Below are 16,622 nucleotides of genomic sequence, written 5' to 3'. Positions count from 1 at the left end.
TCAATTCCCGTTCTGGATCGAGTGAAGCGGGTTTTCGCTCGGGATGTCGCCCGCCGGCATCTGCAGCGTCGGCGGCGCTGCAGCCGCAGCAGGTGCCGCGGCAGCCGCCGCTGCCGCAGGCGCGGCCGGCTGCGGCGTCGCCACCGGCGTGACGCTGGTGCCGGGGGCCGGCTCCACTTCGTTACCCGCCGCGCTACCCGCCGCGTTACCCGCCGCTTCAGCCGCCTGCGGCGCGCTGCCCGCTGGCGCCGCCCCCTGCGCAGGCGTCGCGCCCGCCGCGGGCGCGGGCAGCGCGGGCGGCTGTCGCGAGAAACGCCCGCCGTACGGTTCGGGCGGCGGCGTCGTGCGAGGCGCCGGCGGCAACTGCCCGAACGCGCCGTTCTCCGGCGACGGCTGCGCACGTTGCGCCGCCGCGCCCAATGCCGGGGACGGGGCCGCACTGCCGCCCGACGTGCCACCGCCCACGCTGCCGGGCACCGCCCTCACCCTGGGCTTCGCGGCTGCGTCCGGTGCTGCGGGCGCTTCCGCGTTCAGCGACACCGGATCGAGCCGCAATTCGTCGGCGTGCACGTTGACGTCGGTGCCCGACCACACTTCCTGCGTGTCCGCATCCGCGGCGACCTGCGGCCGGACGATGTGCGGCGTGATCTGCAGCACGATCTCGGTCTTCTTGTGGTCGCCTCCATGATCCGAGAACAGCCGGCCGAGCAACGGCAGCTGACCGAGGCCCGGCACCTTGTTCGCGTTGCGGCGGTCCTCGTCCGAGATCAGTCCGCCCATGATCTGGGTTTCACCATCCCGAAGGCGCAGGCTCGTCGACGCGCTGCGCGTACCGATCTGATACGCGAGGGAACTCAGGCCTTGCGAATTGCCGCTCGAGATCGTATTGGTGATGTTGCTGACTTCGAGATTCATCTTGATGCCCACGTCACCGTCACGATAGACCTGCGGCTCGACTTCGAGCTTGATACCGACGTCGAGGTACTGAATCATCTGCGTGAACGACGGGCCGCTCGTGCTCGGCGTGCTCGAGCTCGAAATCACCGGCACCTTGTCGCCGATCATGATGCGCGCCTTCTCCTTGTTGCGCGTGCGGATGCGCGGGCTTGCGAGCAGGTTCGCGTCGGTATCCGTGAGCTTGAAATCGGCGGTGGCCGAGAGGCCGCTGACATTCAGCGCATTGACCGGCAGATGGTGCAGCGCGCCCCATGTATCGGTCGAACTCGGGGTCGACACCGTGAACGAGTTGGGCCAGTTGATCCCGAGCTGCGACATCCGATCGTGCGACACCTCCAGCACCTCGACTTCGAGCATCACCTCCGGCTCCGGCAGGTCCTGCGCGGCGATCATCTCGTCGGCGACCTTGATCATGTCCGGCGTGCCGCGGATCGTCACGGTGTTCGCGCGCTCGTCGATCACGACCTCCTTCAACTTCAGCAGGCTCTTCAGCAGCGACTGGATCTGCTTCGCATCGACGTTCGACAACTGGAACGTGCGCACCTTGAGCTCCTGATACTCGAGCTCCTTCGCGGGGGTCGCCGGGTAGATGAACAGCGTGTTCGCGTTCATCTGCTTCTTGTCGAGCTGGTTCTGCAACAGGATCATGTCGACCGTGTCCTGCAGCGACGCGTTCTGCACGAAGATCGTCGTCTTCAGGTCGGCCCGCACGTCGCGGTCGAAAATGACGTTCAGTCCCGACGTGCGCGACAGCGCTTCGAACACCATCCGCACGTTCGCGTCGCGGAACTGCAGCGACACCGGCGTGCGCATGATCGACGAAGCGGCGAGCTTGTCGTCCTTTTCCGCGTGCTGTTGGCGGCGTTTTTCGTCGAGTTCCCGTTGCATCCGCAACGCCATCGCATTGGCCGGATCCTCGGCCAGCACGCGGTGCACGCGATCGGCCGCCTGCGCGTACGAGCCGCGCTTCATCATGCGGTCGGCTTCCTGCAGGATCGCCAGATGCTTGCGGTCCTGCTCGATCATCGCGCCGACCTTGCGTGCGCGCTCGCTGGTCGGATCGAGCTCGGTCGCCATATAGACGGACCGGGCCGCGTCATCGAACTGGTTCTCCTGACGGAACTTGTCGGCGTTGTCGAGGAGCTGGTTGACGTCGGTGTCGCGATTGTGCATCGCGTCGATCTTCACCTGCGCGTTGGTCGGATCGTCTTGAACGTTCGGCACGTGTGCGCAGCCGCCGCAGGCGAGCACGGCCACGGCGACCGCCAGCGCGCGTTTCGTCGTGGTCCGGCCTGGCGGCGTGCGCCGGGGATCGATCGGGGTGGCAGGCGACAGGCGTGTCGATGGGCCGCTATTGCCGTCGCGGCGCGCACCCCGTGTGCGTGAGGTTTTCATCACTTTCCTTCCCCTGGAATGGACACCACCTGGATCTGGTTCAGCGGCAGATAGGTGAGCACCACGTTCGACTCCGAAACGGACTCGACGCGATACTGGCCGTCGATCACGTCGCCGGGCGAAACGATCAGCAACTGTTCGCCGTTACTGAGAAATACTTGCGGCTTCGCCGCCTTGGCATCGAGTTCGCCGACGTAGGCGAACGGCACCGGTGGCGCCGACGGCGGCGCCGGACGCGTTTCGGGAAGCGTCGGCACCACGACGGGCGGCGGCGGCAGCCATGACGAAGCGGTGAACGGGTCGTGCGCCGCTTCGACGGCAACCGGCGCACGCAATGCGGCGAGCTTTTCTTGCGGCGCTGCCACCTCTGCCGCCGACGCCGCCGTGCCGGACGATGCCGGTTGCGACGCGGGCGCGGCCGCCGCGGCGTGCGTGGCCCCCCGGGGCGTCGGTGTGCGCGCGCCGTCGCGATGCATGGCGGCGTAGGCCGAGACAGGCGCCGGCCCCCGCGTCGCCGCGACCAGCACGCAATAGCCGGCGCCGGCAGCGACGATGCAACCCAGCGCCAGCGCGATCTGCCGGCGCGAAGCGGGCTTGATGGCGGAGGCATTCATGGCTGCGCGCTCCGGTAGATGAGCTCGAAACGCACGCGCGCGTCGAGGATGTCGCTGCCCACGGCGGGGCGCTCGACGTGGATTTCCTGCAGCGCCGCGTTCGGCACGTTGTTGAGCACCGACGCAAGAAAATGCCGGATTGCGCCGTACTGGTCCTTGACGGGCAGCAGCACCTGATAGCGCGCGAAGCGCGCGCCGGAATCGGTCGTCACCAGGTACTCGGCGGAGCCGAGCGTCAGATGGCTGTCGCGCGCCTGCGCGAAGATCGATGCGATGTCGTCCGCGCTCTGCGAGAAGCGCGGGAACAGGTCGGGCAGCGCGTCGAGCGCCACCGCATCCGCTGCCGCGCTGCGCTCGCCGACCGGACGATGGCTGTGCATCGCGCGCACGAGCCCGACAGGATCCTGCAGTGCGCGGGTATCGGCTTCCAGGCTGGCGATCGCCGTGTACACGATCGCCGCTGCACCGATCATCAGTACGCCGGCGAATCCCGGCAGACCGAAAGCGCGCCGCAACTCGAAACCCAGCGTGAGCAGCCTGTCCCGCAACCAATCCGCTTTCATGATTTTCTCCAGACGGCCGTGACCTGGAACCGCACGGGCTTGCCCGGCACGTTGTTCTCGACGATGTGACCGTTGAGCGCCGCTTCGCGCAGCAGCACGCTCGTCTGCAGATACTTCAGGTACGCGATCATCGCGTCGAGATCCTTCGCTTCGGCCGTGATGCGGATCTGGGCCTGCGCCGGGTTCTGGTCGATGCCGATCAGCGCAACGTCATGGTCCGGGTAGTCCTCGACGATCGAAAAGAGCTCCTGCCACGGCACGGTCAGTTCGCGCAGAACCGCCTGGGTCTGCTTTTCCGCCAGCTTTGCGGCCGGCGTCGGCGGCGGCTTCACGACATGCCGCTGCGCGAGCGTCCGGTGCCGGACGGCCTCCACTTCCGCGTGGATGCGCCCGTTTTCCGCGTACGCATGCCACAGCCGTGCACCGCACACGGCCAGCAGCAGCGCGGCCGCGCCCAGCAGGATCAGGCCGCTCGTCCCGGTGCGGGCGCGGTGCCGGCAAAAGTCGATTTCGAGGCTTCGCATCATTGCGCGTACTCCATCAGCCGACGCGCGGGTGAACCGTCGTTCGCCGGCATGGCAGGCCGTATCGCGGCCGCAAATCGAGCTTCGAGCAGCGCTTCGAACGGCGCGGAATCCGCGTCGATTCCGCACAGATAGACCTTGCAGTCTTCGCGCTTGAGGCCCGAGCGCGTCGCCGAACGTTCGAACAGCTGCTCCGCGAGTTCGGCGAGCCGCGACGCGTCGCTCGCATCGCCGGGAAAGAGGCGCTGCGCGTCATAAGCGGCCCAGCCGCCGCGTTCGATCATCACGGCCTGCAGCAGCTCGTCGGCGACGAACAGCAGCAGCGCATCGCCGTCGGTGTTCACCGCGACGCGATTCAGCATCTCCGGAAGACACGCTCTCAAGCTGCGGATGCGGACGTCTCCGGATGCGCCCAGGTCGTGCACGCCGTCATGCAGCGTGCGCGACATCGCGCTCGCAAACAGCGCGCGGCCGCCATGTTGCACGCAGAAGCGCACGACCAGCGATGCACCGTCGATTCCGTACGTGTCGGAGAAATGCGCATGCGCGACTTCTTCGAGCTCGCGCATGCGCAGCGTGCGGAAGTCGCCGCGCAGTATCGCGTGGTGGCACCAGAAATCGTCGAGCACGATGTGCGCGCTGCGCTTGAGCGGCTTCGCCGCGCTCGTCTGCGCGTCGGCGGCAGCGGTGCCGGGCTGGGTGGCAAGCGCTGCGCGCAGGGCATCGAGCACGCCCGCTTCGCTGCCGAACTGCTCGTCGGGGATGGCGATGCTGACCGGATCGGCGGCGGGCAGGTACTTGCGCGGGTGCCACAGTCCGGGCGCGCGGACTCCGACGACGATCTCGCGCGTACCGACTCCGATCGCAACCGGACTATTCGACCATCGTGACACGGTTGATCTCCTCGAGTGTCGTCTCGCCGCGCCTGACCAGCTCGACCGCCGCCGAGCGCAGCGTCTTCATCCCGTAGCGCAGCGCCGCCGCCTTGATGTGCCCGAGCGGCGCGCGTTCCGACAGCAACTGCCTCAGCTCGTCGTTCATGCGCAGCGCCTCCGCGATTGCGCGGCGCCCGCGATAGCCACTGCCGCGGCACATCGCGCAGCCTGCGCCGCGGCGGAACAGATAGCTGCCGCTCGTGCCTGGGTCGATGCCCGAGCGGGCGAGCGTATCCGCGTCGACCTCGTCCTCGGTCAGGCAATCGGGGCAGCACTGGCGCAGCAGCCGCTGCGCAACCACACCGTTCAGCGCGGACACGAAGCTGTATGGATCGACCTCCATGTTCGTGAAGCGGCCGATCACGTCGAACACGTTGTTCGCGTGGACGGTCGTGAACACCTGGTGGCCGGTGAGCGCGGCCTGCACCGCGATCTGTGCGGTTTCCGGATCGCGGATCTCGCCGACCATGATCTTGTCGGGGTCGTGCCGCAGGATCGATCGCAGCCCGCGCGCGAACGTCAGGCCTTTCGCCTCGTTGACCGGAATCTGCAGGATCTCGCCCAACTGGTATTCGACCGGATCCTCGATGGTCACGATCTTCTCGAGGCCGTTGTTGATCTCGGTGAGAATCGCGTAGAGCGTCGTGGTCTTGCCGCTGCCGGTCGGCCCGGTGACGAGCAGCATCCCGTAGGGCATCGACGCGATCGAGCGCATGAAGCGCGTGTCGTCCGGCTGGAATCCCAGCGCCTCGAGCGTCAGGCCGCCTGACGCCTGGGAAAGCTGGTAGCGGTCGAGAATCCGCAGCACCGCGTCCTCGCCGAACTGGTTCGGCATGATCGACACGCGGAAATCGATGTCGCGGCCCGCGTACGACGCCTTGAAGCGCCCGTCCTGCGGCACGCGGCGCTCCGCGATATCGAGTTCGGAGATCACCTTCACGCGCGACAGCACCTGGTCCGCGACGTCGCGCCCCTCGACGCGGCCCACCACGGTGAGCACGCCGTCGACACGGCACTTGATCATCAACCCGTTCGCGCGGCATTCGAGGTGGATGTCGCTCGCGAGCATCTTGAGCGCGTCGTAGATCGTCGAATTGAGTAGCCGCACGACCGCACTGTCGTCGCTGCTGATGCCCTGCAGGGTCAGCGCGAGCGACGCCGGGTCGGGCGTGCTCTGGATCGGATCGTCGAACGCGAGCGAGTCCATCGCGCGCACGTCCTTCTCGCGCACGGTCAGATACGCGTTGATGTCCCCTGCGCTCGCGAGCGCCCAGCTGTACGGCACCGCGGGCCGCGCGCGCATCCGGTGTTCGATCCAGCCGCGCGTGCGGGCATCGAGCGGATCGGCGATCGCGAACAGCAGCGCGTTGCCGCCGTCCGGATCGCGAAAGCACACGCACAGGCGCGTCGTCGCGTCGACGAACGGCACCATGTCGAAGTCCGGCTCGAGGCGAGCGAGTTCACGCATCCCGATCGGCCTCATCCGGAATTGCGCGGCGAGCTGCGCGCGCAGCTCGTCCGCGCTGAGCGCCGATTGCGCCATCAGCACTTCGAGCGCACGAATGCCGGAGCCGTGCTGTTCGCCGAGCGCGCGCAGCATGTCACGCAATTCCGCGCGCGCGTCGGGGAGGTTTTCCGGTGTGGTGGTGACGGTATCCACGCGTTTTCCCCAATGACGATCTACTGAATGCTCGACGCGATCTCGAAGATCGGCAGGTACATCAGCACGACGATTCCACCGATGACCACGCCGATCACGATCATCATCGCGGGCTCGATGAGTCGCGAGATCAGATCGATCGTGCGGGACACCTGCGCTTCCTGGAACGCGGCGATCCGGTCGAGCACGGGCCCGAGGCCGCCCGTCTTCTCGGCCACCGTCAGCAGGCGGTACGCAATCGCGTTCGCGAGGCCGGCCTGCTGGAACGCATCGGAGATCCTCGCGCCGTTGCGCACCTGCTGCAGCGCGCCCGCAAGCGCGGCCTGGTCCGCGTGGCCGACGAGGCCGCGCGCGAGGTCGAACGCGCGGACGGCCGGAATGCCGCCGTCCACCAGCATCGACGTCGTGCGATAGAACTGCGACTGGCGAAACACGCGGAAGTGTTGCCCGATGCCAGGCAGCGCCAACAGGCGATCGGCGATCCAGATCCGCAGCGCCGGACGACGCAACGCGATGCCGGTCGCGACGGCCAGCACCGCGAGACCGACGCCGAGCTCGGTTCCGTGCGCGTGCACCATGCTGCCCCACGCCATCAGCAGGCGCGACATCAGCGGCAGTTCGCGCCCGCTGTGTTCGAGCAGCGTCGCGAACCGCGGCACGACGAAGCCGAGCAGAAACAGCACGACGGCCGCGCCGACGAACAGCAGAACCGTCGGATAGATCGCCGCGGACACGACGCGCGCGCGCAGCTCGTGGAGTGTCGCGCTGTTGCGCGAGTAGCGGGTCAGGCTATCGGCGAGACCGCCGGTCTGTTCGCTCGCCTTCACGCACGCCACCATCACTGGCGGGAAGATGTGGCTCGCGTGTTCGAGCGCCGCGGACAGCGACTGCCCCTCTTCCAGTTGCCGCAGCAGATCGCGATACACCTGCGCGGACGCTTCGCGTCGCGCGTTGCCGCCGAGCGTGCGCAAGGCGTCGACGACGCCCACGCCCGCTTCGAGCAGCGCCGCGAGCTCGCGCGCGAACATCTCGACGTTGAACCGCGCGCTCGGCATCCGGAGCCGGCTCGCGCCGCGCCGCTGCCGGCGGGCATCCGCGCTCACCGAGACGACGCGAAGGCCGCGCGAGCGCGCGAGCGCTGCCGCGCTCGCCGATGAATCGCTGTCGATGCGAAGCGTCTGGACCGAGCCATTCGTATCGAAGACACGCAGCACGAACTTCACGTCGACTCTCCTTGCAGACTTGCTCACGACGCGCGTGGCGGCGCCACGCATCGCTACCACGACGAGATCGTCACGTTCTCGCCGGTGCCGCCGCCGCGCCCGTCCTTGCCGAGCGAATACAGGTCGTAGTCGCCGTGCTCGCCCGGCGAACGATACTGGTACGGACGATCCCACGGATCCACCGGAACGGCCTTCTGCAGGTACGGGCCGCTCCACCGCGGCTCGTTCTGCGGCTTGTTCACGAGCGCGTCCAGACCTTCTTCGGTCGACGGGTACGCGCCGACATCGAGCCGGTACTGGTCGAGCGCCTGGCCGAGCGACACGATCTGCGCACGCGCGACCTTCACGTTCGACTTGCCGACCTGTTCGAAATACCGTGGCGCGACGAGGCCCGCGAGCAGGCCGATGATGACCATCACGACGAGCAGTTCGAGCAACGTGAAGCCGCGGCTTGCGCGCGTGCGCCGAGCGCGCTCGGCGCAAACCCGCGGATGCCGCGGATGCCCGGGCATGCCGGGCTGGATCGAGGACGATTCGTTGCGCACGGCCCCCTCCCTGTATCGACCTGCGGCTTCAGCAACGCTGAAGCCGTTGAATGCATTCTTGTTCAGGGCGATACGGGTCAGAAGTAGGGAGTGCCGTCCATCGACATGGGTAAAGCCCCCCCAGTTGCGCGGTCCCTTTTTGGAGGGTTTTCACACACGCCCGTCGTCGTTCAGCGCGAGCACGCCGATGTCGATCGCGAAGTGGACAAGGCCGGTCAGGTTCGCGATGCCGAGCTTGTGCATCAGGTTCGCGCGATGCTTCTCGACCGTTTTCGGGCTGATCTTCAGACACTCGCCGACCTGCCGGCTCGTGTGCCCTTCGACGACGAGCCGCATCACCGTACGCTCGCGGCTCGTCAGCGTATTCCACAACCGCGCCTTGTGCGCGTTCTCGTCGCGCAATCCCTGGAGGCCGACACGCGAACGGTACGCGTCGAGACTGACCACGCATTTGCCCTGCATCACGAAACGCATTTCGCGGACCAGATCGGCGAACGACGAGTCCTTGACCACGTACCCGTCCGCACCGGACGCGAACGCCTCCCGCACGTTGTCTTCGCTGTGGTGAACGGTGAGGACGATGATCCGCGTATGCGGCGTATCGCGCTTGATCGTCGCGATCGCTTCAAAGCCGCTGCCGCCCGGCATCGACAGATCCATCAGGATCAGGTCGGGCAGCGTCAGCGCGGCGAGACGGCAGGCTTCGATCCCGCCGCTCGCCTCGCCGGCAATGCAGTAGTCGTCCAGCTCGGAAACCATGCGGCTCAGGCCGATGCGCAGCAGATGCTGGTCCTCGACAATCAGCACGCGATGCTTCTTGTCCAATTTCGCTGCTCCTTGCCGAACGCGTTGCGCGTGGGATTCCTTGCGCCCGGCCGCTCTGGCGGCCGGCGCAAGCCCGTTATTTATCAGCGTGAACAGGGCCTAAACAGGGCCTAGTTGGATGCGACGACGTCGTGATACGCATCGAGCAGTTCCGACGGCGTCGCGAAGCCGTCGATGCGCAGCCACGACTGGCCGGGCGCGGCCCGCAGGAACGTCACCGGCGTGTGATTCATCTTGTCGCCACGGTAGACGTTGAACGCGCGCTGCGCGGCGATGCTCGCGTCGACCGTGCCCGTGTAGTGCTGCCACTCGGGCCCGGCCTCGAAGCGCGCCGCATACGCTTTGAGCCGTGCTGGCGTGTCCTCTTCCGGGTCGATCGAGATCGACACGATGTGCACCTTGTCGCGGTCGGGGCCGAGCTCGCTCTGCAGTTGCTCGAGCGTCTGGCTGATCATCGGGCAGATGGTCGTGCAGGTCGTGTAGATGAAAGTCAGGATCACCGGCCGGCCGTCGTTCAGTTCATCGACCAGCGACACGGCCTTGCCGTCGTCCCGCACGAGCTCGACCGATGGCAGCGTGTATTGGGCCCGCATTTGCGTCGTGCCCGGCATCACGGCGTGATGCATGTGCATGTGGGCATCTTCGGTCGTGTTGACCGTGGTGCCCTCGACGGCGCTTTCAGCGGCGTCACCTTCGGATTTTCCGGTCGCGCTCTCCGTGGCCTTCTCGCTAACGGTGCCGGTCGCGTTCTGCCTGGTATTCTGCGTGGCGCTCTCGCCGGCGCTCTCGGGCGTCTGCATCATGCCCGGCATGGCATCGTGGGACATCTGCATGTCGGTGCCTTCCGCCGCGCCCCCGGTGGTGCTTTCCGTGGTGCTCTCGGTCGTGCTCTCCGTGGCCTTCTCGACGACGCCTTCGACGGTGCCCTGCGGGGCGTTCGCTCCGGCACTCATGGCCGCGCTTTCGGCAGCATTCGCGGTGGCGTTCTCGCCGGTGCTTTCGACAGCGCTTTCAACGGCACTGTCGGTCGTCGCGGACCATGCTGCGCTCGCGGCGAGCGTTATGCCCGCGACTACGAATGCCCCCATCGTCGATCTGGCAATGCTTTTCATGTCGGTCTCCCTGGCGATGCGCAACACCGTGACGGTTTCATTACCTCGCAAGTGCAGTGTCCTGAATTCGGACGAAAGCGTCATGGGATGACGACCCCCAAACGCCGGTAGGGTATGTCCGCTTGCTGGAACACCCGCAGTGTGCTGCGGGGAAATCCCCGCATGACGACTCCGCAATCACCCTGTTGCGACTTGCGTGGATCGCGTCCTAGAATGGCAGAACCTTACGGTTTCCTGAAAACCGCGCGCAGGGGGCTCCCATGATTGAACGCCAGCCTGACGGGCCGCAGATAAAGCTGCTCGATCTGATCGATGCGATGCGCAAGCTTCGCGGCGCGGTCGGTTCCAGCAATCGCGGCGCCGTCGTCACCGATGCGCGCGGGGCAGCGCTTGCGATTCTCACGGCCGACGGAATCTTCGTATCGGCCAATCACAGCACGGCATCGCTGTTGGGCTATTCGAGCGCCGACCTGATCGGCAAGCATCTGTTCGACATGGCGCCTGACGACGCCCGCGCCGAATTGGCAGGTGAATTGTCGACGAGCGCCGCCAGCCAGTGCCATTCGTTCGAGGCGACGCTCAGCGGGCGAACCGGCAATCCCGCCCATCTCGTGCTGCATCAGCAAGCGCTTCCCGACACGGCAGCGGGCGTCGGCCTGTTGCTGACGCTTTTCGAAGAACCCCTGGCCTTCGAGTCCGATCCGCGCGAGGCGGCCGAGCCGCCCGATGCGAGTGCGCGCACCTGCCAGACGTGGCTGGCGATGGGCCAGCAGAAGGAACGCCATCGGCTTGCCGCGGAACTGCACGACGGCCTCGGTCAGGCATTGACGCTCATCAAGCTGATGAACGAGGACGCACTGATGCGCATTCGTCGCGGCGAGATCGAAGACGCCGCGAACTTGCTCGATGCCACCGTCTTCCGGATCCGCGAGACGATCGGCGAAGTGCGGCAGATATGCGGCGAGCTGCGCCCGCCGATGCTCGACAAGCTCGGCCTGCCCGCGGCATTGGCGTCGCTGTGCCGGCGTATCGAACGCGACGCGGAAGTGCTGTCGGTCGAGTTCAATTGCGACGTCGACGACGACGACGTGCCGGAGCATCTGAAGGCGGACATGTTCCGGGTCGCACAGGAGGCGCTCAACAACATCGTCAAGCATGCGGGGGCCACCGAAATCGCGCTCGGCTTGCGACACGACGCGGGCGGCCTGCTGCTGACGATCCAGGACAATGGCATCGGCTACGAGAACCGCCCGCTGACGACCGAAGACGCACACACCAGCGGGCTCGGCCTGATCGGCATGCAGCACCGCGTCGAGTCGCACGGCGGCACGTTTTCGATCGTGTCGCCGGCGACGGCCGGCACGCTCGTCTCGGCGCGCTGGGCGCTCTGACACACGCGATCACGCTCGGCCCTCGGCCCTCAGCCCTCAGCCCTTCGCTTCGCCGAGCGGATAATCGTCCATCTGCATGCGCGCGCCGGCGGCTAGCGTCTGAGCGTCGGTGTCGGTCTGGTGCGTGGGCACGTCGTCCGCATTTGGCTCCGCGCACTTCGCCGCGAGCGTGGTCAACATGCCCATGCTCATCGCGACGAGCACCAGCTCCGTCAGGTTCGCGATATGGAGCTTGTGCATCATGCTCGCGCGATACTTCTCGATCGTCTTCGGGCTCAGGTTCAGGTATTGGCCGACCTGCCTGTTGGTGCGCCCTTCCGCAATCAGCTTCAGCACGCTGCGCTCGCGCGCGGTCAGGATGTCCCACGCCTTTCTCGGCGCAGGCATCTCCCGGCCCGTCACGAACGAGTCGACCATGTACCCGTACACGTCCGCGCTCAGGTGCTTCTTGCCCAGCATGACCGTTCGCATCGCGAGCAGCAGCTCGTCGAATGAGACGTCCTTGAGCACGTAGCCGTCGACGCCTGCACGCAGCGCTTCCCGCACATACTCCTCGCTCTGGTGAACCGTGAGCGCGACGATCCGCACGTTCGGCGATCGTCGTTTGATCGTTGCGCTCGCATCGATGCCGTTCATCCCGCGCATCGACAGATCCATCAGGATCAGATCGGGGGCGAGCGTCATCGCCTGATGACACGCCTCCTTGCCATCCCTTGCTTCGCCGACGACGTCGTAATCGCCTTGCGCGCAAAGCATCGATCGCAGGCCATTTCTCAACAGATCATGGTCCTCTGCGATAACCACGCGATATTTGGTATTCACGACTTCAACTCCCGGTTGCCACCCCCCGGGCTGCTGCGCTCCGTTCATCGTGGACACGGATTGCGCAGTTCCGGAAACTCTCGCCGGGTGTTTCCCGGCGCAATTTATTAAGTGAAATTTCCGACAACCGACTGCTATGCGGTTGGCATCCGCAAGCTTCGTGCCATTGCGTGGCGAACCAGTGGCAGCAGGGATGACGCTCAGGCGTGCCCGCCGCGAACCGATGCAGCCCGTCGGGAGTGTTTCACAATTGAATCAGTAGACCTTTTCCGGTGCGTCAGTGTGACTACGGATAGCGGAAATGCCGCTCGCCTTTCAAGATTGGGGAAAAGAAATTGGCTGTTGCGACGCCGGAAATAGAAGAAAAAAACAGCGCGCCGTAAGGATTGTCAATTTTCGTTTATTACCATCCGTTACCGCCCATATTGAATGTAACAATCTTGCACCGCTTTGCGTAACGGCCATTCCGGAATCGAAGTGTAGGGAGGTGCCCCATTGCCGATCCGATTTTTCATCAACCACAATCCAGGTGCAGGAGACCTGGAAGATGCACCATTGTCCTTCATCCCGACTGGGAATCGCGATCGTTGCCGCATGCGTGGGGCTCGGCGCGGCTTGGTCGTCGGTTGCGCATGCACAGATATTCGGCACGGTCACGCACAGTGGCGCAATTGTCCTGACGAACGAGCCTGGCAACGCCAGCCTGAAGGTGATCGTCGCGGGCGACCCGCCCGCCGAGCCCGGTGCGAAGCATGCGGCTTCGAAGCTGTCAGGCGGCGCCGCGCTGTCCTTGTTCGCGGACGTGATCGAGGAAGCGAGCCGCGCGTTTCACGTTCCGTCCGAACTCCTTCGCGCGGTGATCGACGTCGAATCGGGATACAACCCGAAGGCAGTGTCGGATAAAGGCGCGCTCGGGCTCATGCAGCTGATGCCGGGCACCGCGCGACGGTTTTCGAGCGGAGACATGCTCAACCCGCGCGACAACGTGCTCGCCGGCGCGCGGTATCTGCGATTCCTGCTCGACCTGTTCAAGGAGAATGTCGAGCTCACGGTGGCCGCATACAACGCCGGAGAGAACGCGGTGATTCGCGCCGGCTATCGCGTCCCGTCGTTGCCGCAGACGCGCCAGTATGTCCCGCGCGTGCTTGCGCGTTACAAGCAGCTTCTCGCGTCGAGCTGATGATCCGTGCCGTCAGCGCGCACGAATAGGTTGCCGGGCATTGCCGGGCGTCGTGTCGGGGCGACGCCCGGCAACGCGTGCCGATCCCCTCCGGCTGGTTAACAGGCCCAAGGCGGCTCAAGGCGGCTCAAGGCGGCTCAAGGCGGCTCAAGGAAACGCGGGAATGGTCGGATCCTCGCCCTGGAGATGCGCTTCGGCATGGTGAAGCTTGATCAATTCCTCGATCTCGTGGACGCGATCCTTCGGGATGTCGATCATCATCAGCAGCTCGCCGCGCTCGATCCCTTCTTCGAAACGCTTCAGGCGTGAACTCGGCACATCGACGCCAATCATCGACGCCGCCCATGCGCCGAAGCCGGCGCCGGACAACGTGATCGTCACGAAGGCGCCGCCGGCGATCGGCAAGCCCGCTGGCGGAAATGCCAGCGCGAGCAGCGCCAGCAGCATCCCGGTCGCGCAACCGACCGCCGTGCCTCGGGCCAGCGACGGCAGCAGGTCGCTGCGTTGCGCGAGCGTGGCCTCGGGCAAACCGTCGCGCAGCACGCTGTGGTTTGCGATCACGTGGATGTGCCGCCACTCGACTCGCTGCACCAGAAGCTCGGTTACGACCGACTGCGCGCATTGCGGCGTCGGCAACAGGAAATATACGCGTCTCATGGCTACGACCCCTACCGTGCGTCAGGAATGCCTGGGTGTTCCTGATGACATTCTGGTCCGGCGCGCCCCCCGCTTGTAGTGGGAAGACTCGCCGAAATGCATGGGTAGAACGCAGTAGACGCCCGCAGTAGACGCCATCTCGCGGGCGCTTCAAAGTTTGCCGTAGCTGTGCAGCCCCGACAGGAACATGTTGACGCCGAGGAACGCGAACGTCGTGACGACGAGCCCGGTCAGCGCCCACCATGCGGCGGCCGTGCCGCGCAGGCCTTTCATCTGGCGCATGTGCAGCCATGCCGCGTAGTTCAGCCACACGATCAGCGCCCAGGTTTCCTTCGGGTCCCAGCTCCAGTAGCCGCCCCATGCCTCGGCCGCCCACAGCGCGCCGAGGATCGTCGCGATCGTGAAGAACGCGAAGCCGACCGCGATCGACTTGTACATCACGTCGTCGAGCACGTCGAGCGCTGGCAGCCGATCGGCGAGCACGCCGCGCTCCTTCATCAGGTACGCGACCGACACCATCGCCGACAGCGCGAAGCTGCCGTAGCCGATGAAGTTCGCCGGCACGTGGATCTTCATCCACCAGCTCTGCAGCGCCGGCACGAGCGGCTGGATCTGCTGCGCGTCGCGCGCGATCGAATACCACATCAGGAAGCCCACCGCGGCGCTGATGATCAGCAGCACGAATGCGCCGAGCGCACGCGTGCCGTAGTGCTGTTCGTAGTAGAGGTAAAAGAGTGCCGTGATCACGCAGAACAGCACGAACACTTCATAGAGGTTCGAAATCGGAATGTGGCCGACGTCGGTGCCGATCAGGTACGACTCGTACCAGCGCACCATCAGGCCGGTGAAGCCCATCAGCACCGCGGCCCACGTGAGCTTCTGGCCGATCGCACCGCCTGATTCCGCGCGCGCCAGCGTGCCGATCCAGTAGAAGGTCGTCGCGAGCACGAACAGTGCGCTCATCCACAGGATCGCGGACTGGCTCGACAGGAAATACTTGAGAAAGAACGCCGAATCCGCGCGCGCGAGGTCGCCATGGTAGATCTGGATCGACAGCAACGACAGCGCCGCGATCGACGCCATCAGCAGCTGCGCCGGCTTCCAGCGCCAGCCGAGCGTGATGAGCGCCGGTACCGCGCACGCGAGCACGAGCCTGTCGTAGTCGTTCATGGACGCGTAATAGCGCGACAGCGCGAAACCTGCGCCCGCGACCATCGCGAGCGCGAACAACCAGTCGAGCGGCGACACTCGCGCGAGGAACTGCCGCACACGGAATTGACGCGCGTCGTCCGGCGCAGATGCGCGAACGGTGCCCGACGCGGCGTGTTGCTGATGTGGGGGCCTGTCGACTGGCGCCGTACCTCCACGAGAGGATTGAATCGCCTTCATGGTCATTCACCAGGATGGAACCGCGTACTACCGGAATAAAAAAACAGTGCCCCGCCCCGGGGGAGACGAGACACCGAAACGATCACCGCCAGCGCCGTTTTGTCCATACGGCCTGCAGCGCGTGCCGCAGGCGGCGCTGGTCTGGTGCAGTGCGATCATTGATCGGCCGGTGGGCTCGTCGAAACCTCTGCCTCCGGCGGAAATGCCTCGACGTAAGCCGCGACGGCACGCATGTCCTGCTCCGACATGTTTGCACACACGTCCTTCATGATCTTGCCGCGGGGCCGTGTATCGGTTTCACGGAAGACCTTGAGCTGCTTTATCACGTAGTCCGCATGTTGCCCGGCGAGACGCGGAAACCGCTCCACCCCCTCGCCGTGCTGGCCGTGACATGCGATGCACGCCGCGACGCCCTTGTCCGGCAGGCCCGACAGGAAGATCGCCTTGCCCTCGCTGATGAGCGTGAGATCTACGACGTCGCCGAGCGTCGTCGGCTGGCTTGAAAAATACGTTGCGATTTCATCGATCTGCGCGTCGGTCAGATGCGTGAAGCCCCACATGTACCGCTTCGCATTCGGATCGGAACGCGCGTGATTCTTGAAGTCGGCCAGTTGATCGACGAGGTATTCCTTGCGCTGTCCGGCGAGCTTCGGAAACATCGGCGACACCGACACGCCGGTCGCGCCATGGCAGTTCGAGCACACCTGCAACGCGATGGTCTTGCCCGACACGGCTGCGTTGTCGATCTGCCGCGACCGCTCCAGGTCGTGACAGGCCGACCCTGCGAGCAGCATCGCAAGCGAGACGATATGGGCCATCCTGTTCATGTT

General features: G+C 65.7%; 16 protein-coding genes and 1 pseudogene. 3 read left to right on the top strand and 14 right to left on the bottom strand.

Features of this window, described 5'->3' with window-relative positions:
* From DID96_RS04385 to DID96_RS04340, 10 genes and pseudogenes are all read right to left on the bottom strand, one after another.
* Positions 1 to 2,352 (bottom strand): type IV pilus secretin PilQ, encoded by a 2,352-nt coding sequence (locus DID96_RS04385; RefSeq protein ID WP_124598018.1) that lies wholly within the window; start codon positions 2,350 to 2,352, stop codon positions 1 to 3.
* Entirely contained in the window at positions 2,352 to 2,966 is a 615-nt protein-coding gene (locus DID96_RS04380) for a hypothetical protein (protein WP_124598017.1), read from the bottom strand. The genes DID96_RS04385 and DID96_RS04380 overlap by 1 nt, the downstream gene beginning before the upstream one ends.
* Positions 2,963 to 3,529, bottom strand: coding sequence for a hypothetical protein (locus tag DID96_RS04375; RefSeq protein WP_124598016.1), 567 nt, complete (start codon positions 3,527 to 3,529; stop codon positions 2,963 to 2,965). The genes DID96_RS04380 and DID96_RS04375 overlap by 4 nt, the downstream gene beginning before the upstream one ends.
* Positions 3,526 to 4,056, bottom strand: coding sequence for a hypothetical protein (locus DID96_RS04370; RefSeq protein WP_124598015.1), 531 nt, complete (start codon positions 4,054 to 4,056; stop codon positions 3,526 to 3,528). Before DID96_RS04370 ends, DID96_RS04375 begins: the two co-directional genes overlap by 4 nt.
* Positions 4,053 to 4,946, bottom strand: a complete 894-nt coding sequence (locus DID96_RS04365) for a hypothetical protein (RefSeq protein WP_124598014.1) — start codon at positions 4,944 to 4,946, stop codon at positions 4,053 to 4,055. Before DID96_RS04365 ends, DID96_RS04370 begins: the two co-directional genes overlap by 4 nt.
* The gene (locus DID96_RS04360) at positions 4,927 to 6,588 is read right to left on the bottom strand and encodes a GspE/PulE family protein (protein WP_124598060.1); all 1,662 of its coding nucleotides are present in this window, start codon (positions 6,586 to 6,588) and stop codon (positions 4,927 to 4,929) included. The genes DID96_RS04365 and DID96_RS04360 overlap by 20 nt, the downstream gene beginning before the upstream one ends.
* A gap of 80 nt (positions 6,589 to 6,668) precedes the next feature.
* Entirely contained in the window at positions 6,669 to 7,871 is a 1,203-nt protein-coding gene (locus tag DID96_RS04355; protein WP_124598013.1) for a type II secretion system F family protein, read from the bottom strand.
* A 53-nt stretch (positions 7,872 to 7,924) separates the two neighbouring features.
* On the bottom strand, positions 7,925 to 8,383 hold the full coding sequence (gene gspG / locus DID96_RS04350; protein WP_124598059.1) for a type II secretion system major pseudopilin GspG: 459 nt from the start codon (positions 8,381 to 8,383) through the stop codon (positions 7,925 to 7,927).
* Between the two features lie 183 nt (positions 8,384 to 8,566).
* Complete coding sequence (locus DID96_RS04345; protein WP_260463801.1) at positions 8,567 to 9,241, bottom strand: response regulator transcription factor; 675 nt, start codon at positions 9,239 to 9,241, stop codon at positions 8,567 to 8,569.
* Between the two features lie 110 nt (positions 9,242 to 9,351).
* Positions 9,352 to 9,885, bottom strand: a pseudogene (locus DID96_RS04340) (SCO family protein); the annotation flags it as partial.
* On the opposite strand from DID96_RS04340, the gene DID96_RS04335 reads away from it, so the two are divergent.
* Positions 9,872 to 10,444, top strand: coding sequence for a hypothetical protein (locus DID96_RS04335; RefSeq protein ID WP_124598011.1), 573 nt, complete (start codon positions 9,872 to 9,874; stop codon positions 10,442 to 10,444). The pseudogene DID96_RS04340 and the gene DID96_RS04335 sit on opposite strands and share 14 nt — an antisense overlap.
* Positions 10,445 to 10,613: 169 nt before the next feature.
* Positions 10,614 to 11,744 (top strand): histidine kinase, encoded by a 1,131-nt coding sequence (locus tag DID96_RS04330; protein WP_124598010.1) that lies wholly within the window; start codon positions 10,614 to 10,616, stop codon positions 11,742 to 11,744.
* 36 nt (positions 11,745 to 11,780) lie between these two features.
* On the opposite strand, the gene DID96_RS04325 is transcribed toward DID96_RS04330, so the two are convergent.
* Positions 11,781 to 12,566 (bottom strand): response regulator transcription factor, encoded by a 786-nt coding sequence (locus DID96_RS04325; RefSeq protein ID WP_124598009.1) that lies wholly within the window; start codon positions 12,564 to 12,566, stop codon positions 11,781 to 11,783.
* 547 nt (positions 12,567 to 13,113) lie between these two features.
* On the opposite strand from DID96_RS04325, the gene DID96_RS04320 reads away from it, so the two are divergent.
* Positions 13,114 to 13,746, top strand: coding sequence for a lytic transglycosylase domain-containing protein (locus DID96_RS04320; protein ID WP_124598057.1), 633 nt, complete (start codon positions 13,114 to 13,116; stop codon positions 13,744 to 13,746).
* Between the two features lie 147 nt (positions 13,747 to 13,893).
* Here DID96_RS04320 and DID96_RS04315 read toward each other — a convergent pair whose 3' ends face one another.
* The 3 genes from DID96_RS04315 to DID96_RS04305 form a co-directional block, all read right to left on the bottom strand.
* Positions 13,894 to 14,403: a DUF1269 domain-containing protein gene (locus DID96_RS04315; protein ID WP_124598008.1), complete on the bottom strand. Its 510-nt coding sequence runs from the start codon at positions 14,401 to 14,403 to the stop codon at positions 13,894 to 13,896.
* A 150-nt stretch (positions 14,404 to 14,553) separates the two neighbouring features.
* Positions 14,554 to 15,792, bottom strand: a complete 1,239-nt coding sequence (gene ccsB / locus DID96_RS04310; RefSeq protein ID WP_124598007.1) for a c-type cytochrome biogenesis protein CcsB — start codon at positions 15,790 to 15,792, stop codon at positions 14,554 to 14,556.
* Positions 15,793 to 15,947: 155 nt separating this feature from the next.
* Complete coding sequence (locus tag DID96_RS04305) at positions 15,948 to 16,619, bottom strand: cytochrome c (RefSeq protein WP_124598006.1); 672 nt, start codon at positions 16,617 to 16,619, stop codon at positions 15,948 to 15,950.
* Between the last annotated feature and the right edge of the window lie 3 nt (positions 16,620 to 16,622).

The organism is Burkholderia sp. Bp8963 (assembly GCF_003854275.1).
In the GTDB taxonomy this organism is placed as follows: domain Bacteria; phylum Pseudomonadota; class Gammaproteobacteria; order Burkholderiales; family Burkholderiaceae; genus Burkholderia.
The sequence above is the reverse complement of the archived record's forward strand: the minus strand, read 5'-3'. Positions and strand labels throughout refer to the sequence as shown.